Origin of the sequence: Micromonospora peucetia, assembly GCF_900091625.1 — a bacterium.
Classification (GTDB): domain Bacteria; phylum Actinomycetota; class Actinomycetes; order Mycobacteriales; family Micromonosporaceae; genus Micromonospora; species Micromonospora peucetia.
Window position 1 is genome coordinate 2,905,509 of record NZ_FMIC01000002.1, and the last position, 14,668, is coordinate 2,920,176.

Below are 14,668 nucleotides of genomic sequence, written 5' to 3' on the forward strand. Positions count from 1 at the left end.
CGGGTGTTCGTCACAGCCGGCGCAGCCGGGTGACGGCTTCGGCCAGCACCTCGGGGCGTTTGCAGAAGGCGAAGCGGACGAGACGCCGGCCGGCCTCCGGGTCGTCGTAGAAGACCTGGGTCGGTACGGCCACCACGCCGCACCGCTCCGGCAGCGACCGGCAGAACTCGATCCCGTCGACGCCGCCGAGCGGCCCGATGTCGGCGGTGACGAAGTAGGTGCCCTCAGGCGTCAGCACCCCGAAGCCGGCGTCGGTGAGGCCCGCGACCAGCTGGTCCCGGCGGGCCTGCATGTCCCGGCGGAACTCCGCGAAGTAGTCGTCCGGCAGGGCCAGCGCCACCGCGACCGCCGGCTGGAGCGGCGCGGCGTTGACGAAGGTGAGGAACTGCTTCACCCGCAGCACCGCCGAGACCAGCGCCGCGGGGCCACTGACCCAGCCGACCTTCCAGCCCGTGCAGGAGAACGTCTTGCCGGCCGAGGAGATCCGCAGCGTCCGCTCGCGCATCCCGGGCAGGGTCGCCAGCGGCAGGTGGCCGGTGGCGGCGTCGGTGAAGACCAGGTGCTCGTACACCTCGTCGGTCACCGCGTACGCGTCGTGCTCCTGGCACAGCTCGGCGATCAGCGCCAGCTCGTCGGGGGTGAACACCTTGCCGGTCGGGTTGTGCGGGGAGTTGAGCAGCACGAGCCGGGTGCGCGGGCCGAACGCGGCGCGCAGGGCGGCCGGGTCGAAGGCGTACCGGCCGTCGGCGGCGGGACGCAGCGTGACCGGGCGCCGGACCGCGCCGGCCAGCGCCACCGAGGCGGCGTACGAGTCGTAGTACGGCTCGAAGCAGACCACCTCGTCGCCCGGCTCGCAGAGGCCGAGGATCGCCGCCGCGATGGCCTCGGTGGCGCCCGCCGTCACCACGATCTCGCCGTCCGGGTCGTACTCCAGCCCCCAGAACCGGCGCTGGTGCGCGGCCACCGCCGCGCGCAGCGTCGGGATGCCCGGGCCCGGCGGGTACTGGTTCTGCCCGGTGCGCAGCGCCTCCGCCGCGGCGGCCAGCATCTCCGGCGGCCCGTCGTTGTCCGGGAAACCCTGACCGAGGTTGATCGCGCCGGTGCGGGCGGCGAGGGCGGACATCTCGGCGAAGATGGTCGTCCCGAACGGACGCATCCGGGCCACCAGCGGATCCACGTCGGCGGTCGTCACGCCCGCCAGCCTACGGACTCCTGGCGCGGCTTCAACCCCTGCGAGGGCGGCAGCCGACCGCCCGGAAGCATCGCCGGCATCCCCCTGCGTCGGACGGAGGTATGTCACGTAAGGTGTCGGTTCCGCTCCGTATCGCTCAAGTTCGGTGATCGATTACCCGACTTTCGCGCACGCGCGTTGAGCGGAACTAGGTTAGGCTGCGAGACATGTGTGGAATCGTGGGTTACGCCGGCGCGCGCCCGGCGCTCGGCATCGTGCTCGACGGACTGCGGCGGCTGGAGTACCGCGGCTACGACTCGGCCGGCGTCGCCATCGTCTGCGACGACGTGCTGTTGACCGAGAAGAAGGCCGGCAAGCTGGCCAACCTGGAGAAGGTGCTCTCCGAGCGGGCCGCCGAGGATCCCACGTCCTGCGCGGCCAGCCCGATCGGCATCGGGGACGGCACCACCGGCATCGGGCACACCCGCTGGGCCACCCACGGCGGTCCGACCGACCGCAACGCCCACCCGCACCTCGCCCCCGACGGCCGCGTCGCCGTGATCCACAACGGCATCATCGAGAACTTCGCGAGGCTGCGCGCCGAGCTGGAGGCCGACGGCGTCCAGTTCACCAGCGACACCGACACCGAGTGCGCCGCGCACCTGCTCTCCGCCGCGCTGGCCGACCTGCGCGCCGCCGGTCACCCCGACGGGCCGCAGCTGCTCGCCGCCGGCATGCGGGTGGTCTGCCAGCGGCTGGAGGGCGCGTTCACGCTGCTCGCCGTCGACGCCGCCGTGCCCGGCGCGGTGGTCGGCGCCCGGCGCAACTCGCCGCTGGTGGTCGGGCGGGGCGACGGGGAGAACTACCTCGCCAGCGACGTGGCGGCGTTCATCGAGCACACCCGGGAAGCGGTGGAGCTCGGCCAGGACCAGATCGTCCTCATCACCGGCGACACCATCGAGATCACCGACTTCGCCGGCCAGCCCGCCAGCGGCAAGGACTTCCACATCGACTGGGACTCCTCCGCCGCCGAGAAGGGCGGCTACGACTGGTTCATGCTCAAGGAGATCGAGGAGCAGCCGCAGGCCATCGCCGACACGCTGCTCGGCCGGCTCACCGAGTCCGGCGAGATCATGCTCGACGAGGTCCGCCTCAGCGACCAGGACCTGCGCGACGTCGACAAGATCTTCATCGTCGCCTGTGGCACCGCGTACCACTCCGGTCTGGTCGCCAAGTACGCCATCGAACACTGGACGAGGATCCCGTGCGAGGTGGAGCTGGCCAGCGAGTTCCGCTACCGCGACCCGGTCCTCGACCGGTCCACGCTGATCGTGGTGATCTCGCAGTCCGGCGAGACGATGGACACCCTGATGGCGCTGCGGCACGCCAAGGAGCAGAAGGCCCGCGTCCTGGCCATCTGCAACACCAACGGCTCGACCATCCCCCGGGAGTCCGACGCCGTCCTCTACACCCACGGCGGGCCGGAGATCGCCGTCGCGTCCACCAAGGCGTTCCTCACCCAGCTCGTCGCCTGTTACCTGATCGGCCTGCACCTGGCCCAGGTGCGCGGCATCAAGTTCGCCGACGAGGTGGCCGCCGTCGTCGCCCAGCTCCAGGAGATGCCGGGCAAGCTGCGCGAGCTGCTGGAGCGGATCGAGCCCGTCCGCGAGCTGGCCCGCGACCTGAAGACCGAGCCGACCGTGCTCTTCATCGGCCGGCATGTGGGCTACCCGGTGGCCCTGGAGGGCGCGCTCAAGCTCAAGGAGCTGGCCTACATGCACGCCGAGGGATTCGCCGCCGGTGAGTTGAAGCACGGCCCGATCGCGCTGATCGACAAGGGCACCCCGGTGATCTGCATCGTGCCGTCCCCGGTCGGCCGGGGCATGCTGCACGACAAGGTGGTCTCCAACATCCAGGAGGTGCGGGCGCGCGGCGCCCGGACCATCGTCATCGCGGAGGAGGGCGACGAGGCGGTCGTCCGCTATGCCGACCACCTGATCCGCGTGCCGCGTACGCCGACGCTGCTCGCGCCGCTGGTCACCACCGTGCCGTTGCAGGTCCTGGCGGCCGAGATCGCCGCCGCCCGGGGGCACGACGTGGACCAGCCCCGGAACCTGGCCAAGTCGGTCACCGTCGAGTAGTCGTACCGCCCCGCGACGGGCCCCGTCCACCGCACCGGTGGGCGGGGCTCGACCACGTTCGCGGTCAGCGGCCGAGCACCACCCGGGCCATCCCGTCGAGGGCCGGGTTGTCGGCCGCCCAGTAGCCGGTGTGGCCGTGCCGGCCGCTGGGGAAGGTGCGCCCGCCGAAGCCCGGGTGGGACGGATCCTGCCCGAACCACAGCTCGCGCTCCGGCGCGCCGAGCAGGCTCCCGATCGCCGGGCCGACCGGCGACGCACCCAGCAGGGCCCGCCGGGCCAGCTCGTCCGGCGGCCGGGCCAACCGGATCACGTCGTCCGGCGCGGTGCTCGCCCAGACCTGTCCGGGTGGCAGGCCCAGCTCACCGGCGTGCGCGACCCCCACCCCGGGCGAGCCGACGAAGACCAGCGCGTCGGCGGCCAGCCCGTGATCGCGGGCGGCCGTGCCGACCACCAGTGAGCCGTAGCTGTGCCCCAGCACGGTCTGCCGGCCCGGGGGCTCGTCGTGGGTCGCCCGCAGCCCCTCCTGGAACCGGTGCAGCGCCGGGCCGGCGTCCCGGGCCTGGCCCGGCCACGCCGCCTCGTGCAAGGAGTCGGGGGCGTCGTAGTCCAGCCAGAGCGCCGCGGCTGTCTCCTCCTCGGGGGCGAGGGCGGCGCAGCGGGACAGCACCAGGGCTGCCCGGCCCAGCTCGCCGGGCACGTCGCCGAGGCTGGCGGTCATCCCCGGCACGTAGGTCAGCATCCGCGTCGACCGGTCCGGGTTGCCCAGCGTCACGACCGCCCGTCCCTCGCCGGCCGTGCCCAGCCCCAGCAGGTAGGCGCGGGGCTGCTCGTCGCCGGCCAGGCGGGCGGCCAGCGCGTCCAGCCCCGCCAGGGACTTCCCGACCCGCAACAGCCCGGCCAGCTCGACCGGCCCGCGCGGCACCCGCTCCAGCAGTCGCCGCCGCGCGGCCAGCAGCTCCTCCCGCCGTGCCCCGAGCAGCAGCCGGTTGGCCTGGTCGCGGTCGGCCGCCGGCACCCCGTCGAGGCGACCGACCAGCCCCGGCTCGTGCACGACCAGCCAGCGGCGCTGCGCGGGGGTGAGCCCGGCCCACCACGCCCGCACCGCTGCCGGCTCGGCGCCGGGCGGCGGCCGACCGGGCGGCGGCGCGGCGACCCACGCCGCACGGGCGGCGGCGGCCAGCGCGTCCAACCGGCCCGCAGCCTCCCGGTCGGCCGCCCCGGCCAGCTCCAGCGCCGCCCGGATCGCCGTGCCCGCCTCGGCCGCCACCGGCCTGGCCCGGACGGTCGCCGGCGCGCGGGCGGGGTCGACGGCGACCCGCCCCTGCCGGTCGACCAGCAGCCCCGCCGCGTCCGCGCGGGCCACCGCGGTGGCGAGCCGGGCCCTGGCCGCGCCCAGCCGGCCGGCGAACTCGGCCAGCACCTGGTCGGTCTCGATCAGGGCGGGGGAGGCCGCGGTCAGCTCGGCGCGCAGCGCCGCGAGCCGGGCGTCGGCGGCACCGGCCGCACCGCCCGACCAGCCGCCTCGCAGCACCGCCGCGTTGGCGGCCAGCTCGTCGGCCCGGCGCGCCACCGGCTCGGTCAGCCCTCGCCAGGCCACCCCGGCGACCCGCCACGCCCCCGGGTCGGCCGCCCAGAGCTGCCGGTAGCCCACGACGGTTGCCCGGTCGGCGGGGTGGGCGGGGCGTCGGGCCGGGCCGGTCCCGGCGGGTTGTGCCGGGCGTACGGGCGGGGCCGTTCCGCCGGCCGCCGGTGTCGCGGGCGCGGTCACCGGGGCACGGTTCCCATCCGGCCGGCCGCCCGGTCGTCCACCGCCTCGTACGCCCCGGCAGCGGCCCGGACCGCCCCGGCCGTGCCGGCCACCCGGGCGCCGAGCCCACCCGCCCAGGCGTGCACGGCCGACTCCAGCCCGGTCAACGCCGCCCCGGCCGACCACTCCGGGGCCACCACCACCAGCCCGGACGCCCCGGCAAACCCGTGCCCCAGCCGGTACGCGTCGTCGTCGAGCCCACTCGCGGCCCGGCGTAGCACTTCGGGTCGTACGGTCAACGGCTCCTCTGCCATCCTCTGCCCCCCCGCCTCGCGGAAACATCGACAGCCGCGACGCTAGGCGGCGTCCACACCCCCGCGCGTGGCCTGTGGACAACGGCCCTGCCGGCGTACGGCCGGTCGTCCACAGGCGTTGCCCCGCGCGGAACCGGCGGCTAATGTGCGGTCGCCCGCGCCGGTAGGGTGAGCGGGTGATCGTCGCTGTCGGCATCGACGTCGTCCTCGTCGAGCGGTTCGCCAGGGCCCTGGCACGGACACCACTGCTGGCCGACCGGCTCTTCACGGAGGCCGAGCGCTGCACCCGTTCCGGCAACCCGCGTTCGCCCGAGTCGCTGGCCGCCCGCTTCGCGGCCAAGGAGGCGGTCGCCAAGGCGCTCGGCGCCCCGGCCGGCCTGAGCTGGCACGACTGCGAGATCGTGCCGGACCCGGACGGCCGTCCCTGGCTGACCGTCTCCGGCACGGTCGCGGCGGCGGCCGTCGAGCGTGGGGTCAACCGCTGGCATCTCTCGTTGTCCCATGACGGCGGGATCGCCTCGGCAATGGTGGTCGCGGAACGGTGAACGGGGGCGTGCCGGGTCGCGGCGCGCCGGGAATCGGACGGGACGGGGTGGCATGAGACCGGTGTGGCGGGTCGCGGACGTACGTGCGGCGGAGGCGGGACTGATGGCCACGCTCCCGCCCGGGACGCTGATGAAGCGGGCCGCCGCCGGGCTGGCCCGCCGCTGCGCGCTGCTGCTCGCAGACCGGGGCGGCGTCTACGCCGCGCGGGTGCTGCTGCTGGTCGGCTCCGGTGACAACGGCGGCGACACGCTCCTCGCCGGCGCCCACCTGGCCCGGCGGGGCGCGGCCGTGTCGGCGCTGCTGCTGACCCCCGGCCGGGCGCACGCGCAGGGGCTGGCCACGCTGCGGGCGGCCGGCGGGCGGGTCGTCGACCGGCCGCCGGGGACCGTCGACCTGGTGCTGGACGGCATCGTCGGGATCGGCGGGCGCGGCGGGCTGCGGGACACCGCCGACCAGCTCGCCGCCAGCCTCGTCCGGCACCGTGGGCGCGACGGCGCCCCGGCCGCCGTGGTCGCCGTGGACGTGCCCAGCGGGGTCGCGGTCGACACCGGAGCAGTGCCGTTGACCGCCTCCGGCCGCCCCAGCGCCGTGCGCGCCGACGTGACGGTGGCGTTCGGCGGGCTGAAGCCCGCCCTGGTGGTGGGCCCGGCCGCCGCGCTCGCCGGTGAGGTGGAGCTGGTGGACATCGGGCTGGAGCCGTGGCTGCGGGGCAGCCCGGCGCTGGGCGTCACCGAGTGGTCGGACGTCGTCGACTGGTGGCCCCGGCTCGGCCCGGCCTCGGAGAAGTACAGCCGGGGTGTGGTGGGCGTCGCGACCGGCTCGGCGACCTATCCCGGCGCGGCCGTGCTCTCCGTCGCCGGGGCGTTGGCCGGCCCGACCGGCCTGGTCCGCTACGCCGGCTCGGCCCGGGCCGACGTGCTGCGCCGGCACCCGTCGGTGATCGCCACCGATCGGGTCGCCGACGCCGGACGGGTGCAGGCCTGGGTCTGCGGCTCCGGCCTGGGCACCGGCGAGGAGGCGGCCGGGGAGCTGCGGGCGGTGCTCGCCGCCCCGGTGCCGGTGGTGCTCGACGCCGACGCGCTGACCCTGCTGGTCGACGGCTCGCTCGCCGACCGGCTGCGCAAGCGGGACGCCCCGATCGTGGTCACCCCGCACGACCGGGAGTTCGCCCGGCTCTGCGGGGAGGAACCGGGCGACGACCGGGTGGGCGCCACGCTGCGGCTGGCCGCCTGGATGAACGCGGTGGTGCTGCTCAAGGGCGACCGCACGGTGATCGGCACGCCGGACGGCCGGGCGTACGTCAACCCGACCGGCACCTCCGCGCTGGCCACCGGGGGCACCGGCGACGTGCTGGCCGGCCTGCTCGGCTCGCTGCTCGGGGCCGGGCTGCCCCCGGAGCGGGCGGCGGCCACCGCCGCGTACCTGCACGGGCTGGCCGGCCGGGAGGCGGCCCGGGGCGGGCCGGTGACGGCGCCCGACGTGGCCGACGCCCTCCGCCCGGTCGTCGCCCGCCTCGGCTGACCCGCCCGCCTCGGTTGCCCCGGCCGTAACGTCTGCCCCGGCCTCGCTCGGGGAGATCGGCGCGGAAAGTAGGCTGGGGGCATGTGGCAGGCCGAGGTGCGCGTGGACCTGGACGCGATCCGCGAGAACGTGAGCCGGCTGAGGTCCGGCACCGGCGCCGAGTTGATGGCGGTGGTGAAGGCCGACGGCTACGGCCACGGCATGGTCCCGGCCGCCCGCGCCGCCCTCGACGGCGGGGCGGACTGGCTGGGGGTCTGCACGCTGGACGAGGCGTTGACGTTGCGCCGGGCCGGGATCACCGTGCCGGTGCTGGCCTGGCTGCTCGCGCCGGGGCTGCCGCTGCACGAGGGTGTCGCCGCCGGGGTCGATCTCGGCGTCGCCAGCCTGCCCCAGCTGGACGAGATGGTCGAGGCGGGCCGCGCCGCCGGCCGGCCGGCCCGGCTGCACCTCAAGATCGACACCGGGTTGGCCCGGGGCGGCGCGACCGTCGCCGACTGGCCGGCCCTGCTCGACGCCGCCGCCAAGGCGCAGGCCGACGGCCTGGTCGAGGTGGTCGGGGTGTGGAGCCACTTCGTCTACGCGGACTCGCCCGGCCACCCGACCATCGACCGCCAGCTCGCCGTCTTCCACGAAGGGCTGGGCATGGCCGAGCAGGCCGGCCTGCGACCGCGCTACCGGCACCTGGCCAACTCGGCCGCCACCCTGACCCGGCCGGACACCCACTTCGACCTGGTCCGGCCCGGGCTGGCCGTTTACGGCCTCTCCCCGGTGGCCGGCGAGCGCTACGGGCTGCGCCCGGCGATGACCGCCCGGGCCCGGGTGATGCTCACCAAGCGGGTCCCCGCCGGCTCCGGCGTCTCGTACGGGCACACCTACACCACCGATCGGGCGGCGAACCTGGCGGTGGTGCCGCTCGGCTACGCCGACGGGGTGCCCCGGCAGGCCTCGAACAGCGGCCCGGTGCAGCTCGGCGGCAGGCGCCGGACGATCTCGGGCCGGGTCTGCATGGACCAGTTCGTGCTCGACTGCGGCGACGACCCGGTGGCCGCCGGCGACGTGGTCACCCTCTTCGGCAGCGGCGCCGACGGTGAGCCGACCGCCGACGACTGGGCCGAGGCGGTCGGCACCATCAACTACGAGATCGTCACCCGGTTCGGCAGCACGCGGGTGCCCCGTGTCTACGACGGCGAGCGCCCGTGACGCCCCGCTCCCGCATCCCGCTGCCGCGCACCGGGCACGCCAGGGCCGCCATCGGTGCGCTGGCCGCCGTCGGAGTCGCCGCCGCCGGGCTCGCGGCCGGCGTCGCCACCGAACGCGCCCTGGTCCGCAAGCTCAAGGCCGACCCCACCGACCGGTACGCCGGGGAGGCCTTCGGCGAGCAGCGGTACGACGAGTCGTTCCGGCTGGAGATGCCCGACGGCACCGACATCCACGTCGAGGTGGTGGAGCCGACCCGGCCCCGGCCCGGCAACCCGACCGTGGTGCTGGTGCACGGCTTCTGCCTCGACATGGGCACCTTCCACTTCCAACGCGAGTTGCTCGCCGAGCGGGGCGAGCACCGGATCGTCGCGTACGACCAGCCCGGGCACGGCCGGTCCGGGCGGCTGGAGACCGGCGAGTACGACCTCACCGCGCTCGGCCGGACGCTACGCGAGGTGATCGACCGGACCGCCCCGGAGGGGCCGCTGGTGCTTGTCGGCCACTCGATGGGCGGGATGACCATCATGGCGTTCGCCGAGCTGTTCCCGGAGCTGTTCGGCGACCGGGTCGTGGGCACCGTGCTGATGGCCACCTCGGGCGGCCTGCTCGCCGAGACCAAGCTGGTGGCGCCCGCGCTGCTCGGCCGGGTCGGCGCGCCGGTGCTGCACGTGGTCGGCAACGTCACCCGCTACGGCGCCCCGGTGATCGACCGGGCGCGCAGGTCCACCACGAACGTGGCCTGGCTGCTCACCCGCAGGTACGGCTTCGGCACCCGCCATCCCAGCCCGGCCCTGGTGTCGTACGTCGAGACGATGAACTCCCGCACGTCCGCCGACACGGTGACGCGTTACCTGCGGACCCTGGCGACGCACTCCCGGTTCCCGGCCCTCGCCGCGCTGGCGGACACCCCCGTGCTGGTGGTCGTCGGCGACAAGGACATGATCACGCCGGTGACGCATTCCGAGGAGATCGTCCGGCGGCTGCCGCACGCCGAGTTCGTCAAGATCTCCGACAGCGGGCACGTGGTGATGCTGGAGCACGCCGACGAGGTCAACGAGGCGCTGGCCCGGTTCCTGGAGGCGTTGTGCGGCACGTCGTGACGCTGCCGACGGTCGACGACACCCACGGGTTCGGGCGGCGACTGGCCGGGCTGCTGCGCGCCGGCGACCTGCTGCTGCTGACCGGGCCGCTGGGCGCCGGCAAGACCGCGCTGACCCAGGGCATCGGGGCCGGGCTCGGGGTGCGTGGCGACATCACCTCACCCACCTTCGTGATCGCCCGGGTGCACCGCCCCGACCCGGCCCGGGGCGGCACGGTGGCGCTGGTGCACGCCGACGCGTACCGGCTGGGGGATGCCGCCGACCCGCGCGCCGAGATCGACGACCTCGACCTGGACGCCTCGGTGGACGAGTCGGTGACCGTGGTGGAGTGGGGCGAGGGCCTGGTCGAGCAGTTGGTCGACGCCCACCTGTGGGTGCGCATCGACCGGCACGACGACGACACCCGGGTGGTCGGGCTGGAGCCGGTCGGCGGCGACTGGGAGCAGCGCCTGGCGGCCCTGCGCTGACCGGTGGAAGCCGGGCTCAAGGCCACCGTCGACCTTCGAGCCCGACCTGCGTGCACATCGTCACGATCGACGGGTGCCGCCGAGCCGGCCGGCGGGAACGCCTACGGCTGAAGGTCCCTGCGTCCCCGCCGCTGGCGGTGCCGAGGAGTGTCGGCTGCGACTGGTATGAAGGTGGCGATCGACTACGAAAGGTTGCCGATGCCCGACGACGCCCCCACCCTGGACCTGCTGGCGCTGTTGCCGGAGGACTGGCGTGCCGTGCTCACCCCCCACCTCGACCCGGCCCGCACCGCCGAACTGGCCGCGTTCGTCGCCGGGGAATACGCGACCCGCACCGTCTTTCCGCCGGTCGAGGACCTCTTCTCGGCCTACCGGCTCTGCGCGCCGGCCGACTGCCGGGTGCTGATCCTCGGGCAGGACCCCTACCACAAGGCGGGGCAGGCGCACGGTCTCAGCTTCAGCGTGCGGGAGGGCGTGAGCGTGCCGCCGTCGTTGCGCAACGTCTTCAAGGAGCTCGGCGAGGACCTCGGCGTGCCGAAGCCGCGCGGCGGCAATCTGAGCGGCTGGGCGGCGCAGGGCGTGCTGCTGCTCAACTCCGTCCTCACCGTCCGCGAGGCGACACCCGGCTCGCACGCCAACCGCGGCTGGGAGGAGTTCACCGACGCCACCATCCGGGCGCTCGACGCGATGGACTCCCGGGTGGTCTTCCTGCTCTGGGGCGGCTACGCGCGCAAGAAGGCCGCTCTGGTCACCAACCCGCAGCACGTGGTGCTGGAGGCCGGGCACCCCAGCCCGATGAACCCGCGTGGCTTCCTGGGCAGCCGCCCGTTCAGCGCGGCCAACAAGGCGCTCGCCGACGCCGGCCTGCCCACCGTCGACTGGGAGCGTCCCGCCAGCTGACAGTGCGCACTCTCGCGGTAACCGCGCGGCTGCTGTCCGTCGTAGCCTGTGCCTCGGATCGGTCGGCGAGCCGGGAGGCGGCGATGGCGGCGACGGTCAGCGAACAGCGGTGGCGGGTGGCGCGGACGGCCCTGGCGGACCAGACAGACCGCTTCCTCGACCTGGTCCGCGCCACCCCACCGGCGGCGAAGGCCACCGCCCACTGGTCGGTGGTCGACACGCTCGCCCACGTGGGCTCGCTCGCGTGGTACTACGTGTGCCTGGTGGACCCGGAGCATCGACCCCTGCCGGTGCCGGGTCTGCACCGGCAGCTCCCCGACATCACCGTCGACACGGTGGCGGACTTCAACGACGTGCTGCTCCGGCATCTCACCGAGCGCGATCCGCAGGCCCTGGCCGACCGGTTGCGGGCCGACGTCGGGCAGCTCCTCCTCGCCTCCGAGGGCCGGCGCCCCGACGAGACGGTGCCCTGGCTCGGCGGGGCCCGGGTGCCCCTCGCCGGCCTCTGCGCGCACCTGGTCAACGAGCTGCTCATCCACGGCCACGACGTCGCCCACGTCACCGGGCGGCCGTGGTCGCTCCCCGGCCGGGACGCCGCGCTTTTCATGGAGCTGTTCCTGGCCGGAGTGGTCCGGCACGGCTACGGGCGGCTGATCGACGGCGGCGCTCCGCCGAGCGAACGCCCGGTCGTGGTCGAGTTCCGCTCGGCGTACGCGGCCCCGGTCCGGCTCATGCTGCACCGGGGTCGGATGACGTTCGCCGCCCCCGACGCTCGTCCCGACGCCCGGATCGACCACGACCCAGGCACGCTCAACCTGATGATGTTCGGTCGGGTCAGCCGGGCCCGCGCGGTGCTCACCGGCAAGGTCCGGATCAGTGGGCGGCGCCCCTGGCTGCTGCCGGGGTTCCTGCGCAAGTTCCGCACCCCGAGCTGAGCCGCATCCGCCGCCCGGGGCGTGACCGGGGGTGACTAGGCTGGCTTACCGTGCTCGTACTGGTGGTGGACAGCTCGACCCCCGCGGTGACCGCGGCGCTGGTGCAGGTCGCGGCGGACGGCGTCGCGACCCGCGCGTACCGCTGCACGGTCGACGCCCGCGCCCACGGTGAACTGCTCGCCCCTCAGGTCGACGCCGTGCTCGCCGAGGCCGGTGCCCGTCCGGCCGACCTGGGCGCGATCGTCGCCGGGCTCGGCCCCGGCCCGTTCACCGGGCTGCGGGTGGGGCTGGTCACCGCCGCCACCATCGGGCAGGTGCTGGGCGTCCCGACGTACGGCGTCTGCTCGCTGGACGCCATCGGCCACCCGGCGGCCGCCGGCGAGCCGGTGCTGGCGGCGAGCGACGCGCGCCGCCGGGAGATCTACTGGGCGGTCTACGACGGCGCGGGCCAGCGGATCCTCGGACCGGAGGTGTCCGTGCCGGCGGTCGCCGCCGAGCGCGCCCGCGACCTGGCCGTCACGGCCGCGGTCGGCGACGGCGCGCACCGGTACGCGGACGCGCTCGGCCTGCCGGTGCGGGACGAACCCCGCTACCCGGACGCCAACGTGCTGGCGACCCTGGCCGCCGAGCGCATCCGGGCCGGCGCCCCGTCAGAGGTGCTCACCCCGCTCTACCTGCGCCGCCCGGACGCCGTGGCGGCGACCGCCCGCAAGCCGGTTCTGCCGTGAGCGTGAGGAGTGAGCCGGGTTTGCGAGCCCCGCAGTCGCGAACTGAGGTGGCACCGTGAGCGTGAGGAGTGAGCCGGGTTTGCGAGCCCCGCAGTCGCGAACCGAGATCGCACCGTGAGCATCCGGCTGGAGCGGTTTCGGTGGTGGCACGTCGACGAGGTGCTGCCGATCGAGGCGGACCTGTTCGGCGCCGAGCAGTGGTCGGCGGCGATGTTCTGGAACGAGCTGGCCAACGGGCACTTCTACCTGGCCGCCACCGACGACGACGGCTCCCTGCTCGGCTATGCCGGGCTCGCCGCCGCCCCGCCCGACGAGGCGTGGGTGCAGAACGTCGCGGTGCGCCGGGACGCCCAGCGGCGTGGCGTCGGCCGGCTCCTGCTGGAGGCACTGCTCGCCGAGGCCGCCCGGCTCGGCACCCGCAGTACCCTGCTGGAGGTCGCGGCGGACAATGCCCCCGCCCAGAAGCTCTACGCGGCGTACGGCTTCGAGCCGATCGGAGTGCGGCGCGGCTACTACCAACCGAGCAACACCGACGCGCTGGTCATGCAGCGCAACGCGGGAAGTGAGCGATGACGGACGAACCCCTGATCCTCGGCATCGAGACCTCCTGCGACGAGACCGGCGTCGGCATCGTACGTGGGCACACCCTGCTGGCCGACGCGCTCGCCTCCAGCGTCGAGCAGCACGCCCGCTTCGGCGGGGTGGTGCCCGAGGTGGCCAGCCGGGCCCACCTGGAGGCCATCGTGCCGACCATGGACCGGGCGTTGAAGGAGGCGGGGGTGACGCTCGCCGACATCGACGCGATCGCGGTCACCTGCGGCCCGGGGCTGGCCGGCGCGCTGCTGGTCGGGGTGGCCGCCGCGAAGGGCTACGCGCTCGCCGCCGAGAAGCCGGTCTACGGCGTCAACCACCTGGCCGCGCACGTCGCCGTGGACACCCTGGAACACGGCCCGCTGCCCGAGCCGGCGATCGCCCTGCTGGTCTCCGGCGGGCACTCCTCCCTGCTGCTCGTGGACGACCTCGCCCGGGGTGTCACCCCGCTCGGTGCCACCATCGACGACGCGGCCGGCGAGGCGTTCGACAAGGTGGCCCGGCTGCTCGGGCTGCCGTTCCCCGGCGGTCCGTACATCGACCGGGAGGCCCGGGCCGGCGACCCGGCTGCCATCGGGTTCCCGCGCGGCCTGACCGCCCCCAAGGACCTTGCCGCCCACCGCTACGACTTTTCCTTCTCGGGGCTGAAGACGGCGGTGGCCCGCTGGGTCGAGGCGCGGCAGCGGGCCGGCGAGGCGGTGCCGGTCGCCGACGTGGCCGCGTCCTTCCAGGAGGCGGTCTGCGACGTGCTGGTGCGTAAGGCGCTGGACGCCTGCCGGACCAACGGCGTCGAGACGCTGGTGATCGGCGGGGGCGTGGCGGCCAACTCCCGGCTGCGGGTGATGGCCGAGGACCGCGCCGCCGCGCAGGGCATCCGGGTCCGGGTGCCCCGGCCCGGGCTCTGCACGGACAACGGCGCGATGGTCGCCGCCCTCGGCTCGCACCTGGTCGCTGCGGGTGTCGCGCCGAGCCGGCTGGACCTGCCCGCCGATTCCGCCATGCCGCTGACCACGGTCAGCGTTTGAACCCCGAGGATGGCTGACGTGATCGTGCGGATGTGGGAGGCGCGGGCGGAGCCGTACGGCGCCGCGGACCTGATCACCTGGGTCTGCGACACCGCGCTGCCGGAGTTCGAGCACGACCCGATGCACCTGTCCAGCGAGGTGTTCTCCTCCACCGACCACCGGGTGGTGGTCATCTCCAAGTGGCGCAGCAACCCGCGCCCGCTGCCGGAGCCGCCGGCGACGCTGCTGGCCCGCCCGCCGCACTCCTGGGACTTCACCCAGGTCGACCGCTGAGGCGCCCGG

15 protein-coding genes are annotated in these 14,668 nt (G+C 75.1%); 12 read left to right on the plus strand and 3 right to left on the minus strand.

The features are described 5' to 3' along the window. Window positions 1-10: 10 nt before the first annotated feature. Entirely contained in the window at window positions 11-1,192 is a 1,182-nt protein-coding gene (locus GA0070608_RS13710) for a pyridoxal phosphate-dependent aminotransferase (RefSeq protein WP_091627833.1), read from the minus strand. Between the two features lie 206 nt (window positions 1,193-1,398). Here GA0070608_RS13710 and glmS point away from each other — a divergent pair, with 206 nt between their 5' ends. Further along, window positions 1,399-3,312 (plus strand): glutamine--fructose-6-phosphate transaminase (isomerizing), encoded by a 1,914-nt coding sequence (gene glmS / locus GA0070608_RS13715; protein ID WP_091627836.1) that lies wholly within the window; start codon window positions 1,399-1,401, stop codon window positions 3,310-3,312. A gap of 64 nt (window positions 3,313-3,376) precedes the next feature. Here glmS and GA0070608_RS13720 read toward each other — a convergent pair whose 3' ends face one another. Then, window positions 3,377-5,080 (minus strand): alpha/beta hydrolase, encoded by a 1,704-nt coding sequence (locus GA0070608_RS13720; protein WP_091627839.1) that lies wholly within the window; start codon window positions 5,078-5,080, stop codon window positions 3,377-3,379. Continuing rightward, window positions 5,077-5,373: a type VII secretion target gene (locus GA0070608_RS13725; RefSeq protein ID WP_091627841.1), complete on the minus strand. Its 297-nt coding sequence runs from the start codon at window positions 5,371-5,373 to the stop codon at window positions 5,077-5,079. Before GA0070608_RS13725 ends, GA0070608_RS13720 begins: the two co-directional genes overlap by 4 nt. A 176-nt stretch (window positions 5,374-5,549) precedes the next feature. Between GA0070608_RS13725 and GA0070608_RS13730 the strand changes: the two genes are divergently transcribed. The 11 genes from GA0070608_RS13730 to GA0070608_RS13780 all read left to right on the plus strand — a co-directional run bounded on the left by GA0070608_RS13730 (window position 5,550) and on the right by GA0070608_RS13780 (window position 14,659). Beyond that, window positions 5,550-5,918 carry a holo-ACP synthase gene (locus GA0070608_RS13730; protein WP_091627844.1) on the plus strand — a complete coding sequence of 123 codons (369 nt, stop codon included), beginning with the start codon at window positions 5,550-5,552 and terminating at the stop codon, window positions 5,916-5,918. Between the two features lie 52 nt (window positions 5,919-5,970). Then, complete coding sequence (locus tag GA0070608_RS13735) at window positions 5,971-7,440, plus strand: NAD(P)H-hydrate dehydratase (RefSeq protein WP_091627847.1); 1,470 nt, start codon at window positions 5,971-5,973, stop codon at window positions 7,438-7,440. An 81-nt stretch (window positions 7,441-7,521) separates the two neighbouring features. After that, entirely contained in the window at window positions 7,522-8,640 is a 1,119-nt protein-coding gene (gene alr, locus GA0070608_RS13740; protein ID WP_091627850.1) for an alanine racemase, read from the plus strand. Further along, the gene (locus tag GA0070608_RS13745; protein WP_091627853.1) at window positions 8,637-9,740 is read left to right on the plus strand and encodes an alpha/beta fold hydrolase; all 1,104 of its coding nucleotides are present in this window, start codon (window positions 8,637-8,639) and stop codon (window positions 9,738-9,740) included. The genes alr and GA0070608_RS13745 overlap by 4 nt, the downstream gene beginning before the upstream one ends. Further along, window positions 9,725-10,207, plus strand: coding sequence for a tRNA (adenosine(37)-N6)-threonylcarbamoyltransferase complex ATPase subunit type 1 TsaE (tsaE, locus tag GA0070608_RS13750; RefSeq protein ID WP_091627856.1), 483 nt, complete (start codon window positions 9,725-9,727; stop codon window positions 10,205-10,207). Before GA0070608_RS13745 ends, tsaE begins: the two co-directional genes overlap by 16 nt. A 198-nt stretch (window positions 10,208-10,405) precedes the next feature. After that, on the plus strand, window positions 10,406-11,107 hold the full coding sequence (gene ung, locus GA0070608_RS13755; protein WP_091635037.1) for a uracil-DNA glycosylase: 702 nt from the start codon (window positions 10,406-10,408) through the stop codon (window positions 11,105-11,107). An 83-nt stretch (window positions 11,108-11,190) separates the two neighbouring features. Further along, window positions 11,191-12,042 (plus strand): hypothetical protein, encoded by an 852-nt coding sequence (locus GA0070608_RS13760; protein ID WP_091627858.1) that lies wholly within the window; start codon window positions 11,191-11,193, stop codon window positions 12,040-12,042. 50 nt (window positions 12,043-12,092) lie between these two features. Next, on the plus strand, window positions 12,093-12,770 hold the full coding sequence (gene tsaB / locus GA0070608_RS13765) for a tRNA (adenosine(37)-N6)-threonylcarbamoyltransferase complex dimerization subunit type 1 TsaB (protein ID WP_091627861.1): 678 nt from the start codon (window positions 12,093-12,095) through the stop codon (window positions 12,768-12,770). A 120-nt stretch (window positions 12,771-12,890) separates the two neighbouring features. After that, window positions 12,891-13,343: a ribosomal protein S18-alanine N-acetyltransferase gene (gene rimI, locus GA0070608_RS13770; protein ID WP_091635040.1), complete on the plus strand. Its 453-nt coding sequence runs from the start codon at window positions 12,891-12,893 to the stop codon at window positions 13,341-13,343. Then, on the plus strand, window positions 13,340-14,386 hold the full coding sequence (gene tsaD, locus GA0070608_RS13775; RefSeq protein WP_091627863.1) for a tRNA (adenosine(37)-N6)-threonylcarbamoyltransferase complex transferase subunit TsaD: 1,047 nt from the start codon (window positions 13,340-13,342) through the stop codon (window positions 14,384-14,386). The genes rimI and tsaD overlap by 4 nt, the downstream gene beginning before the upstream one ends. An 18-nt stretch (window positions 14,387-14,404) precedes the next feature. After that, window positions 14,405-14,659, plus strand: coding sequence for a hypothetical protein (locus GA0070608_RS13780; RefSeq protein WP_091627865.1), 255 nt, complete (start codon window positions 14,405-14,407; stop codon window positions 14,657-14,659). The last annotated feature ends 9 nt before the right edge of the window (window positions 14,660-14,668 follow it).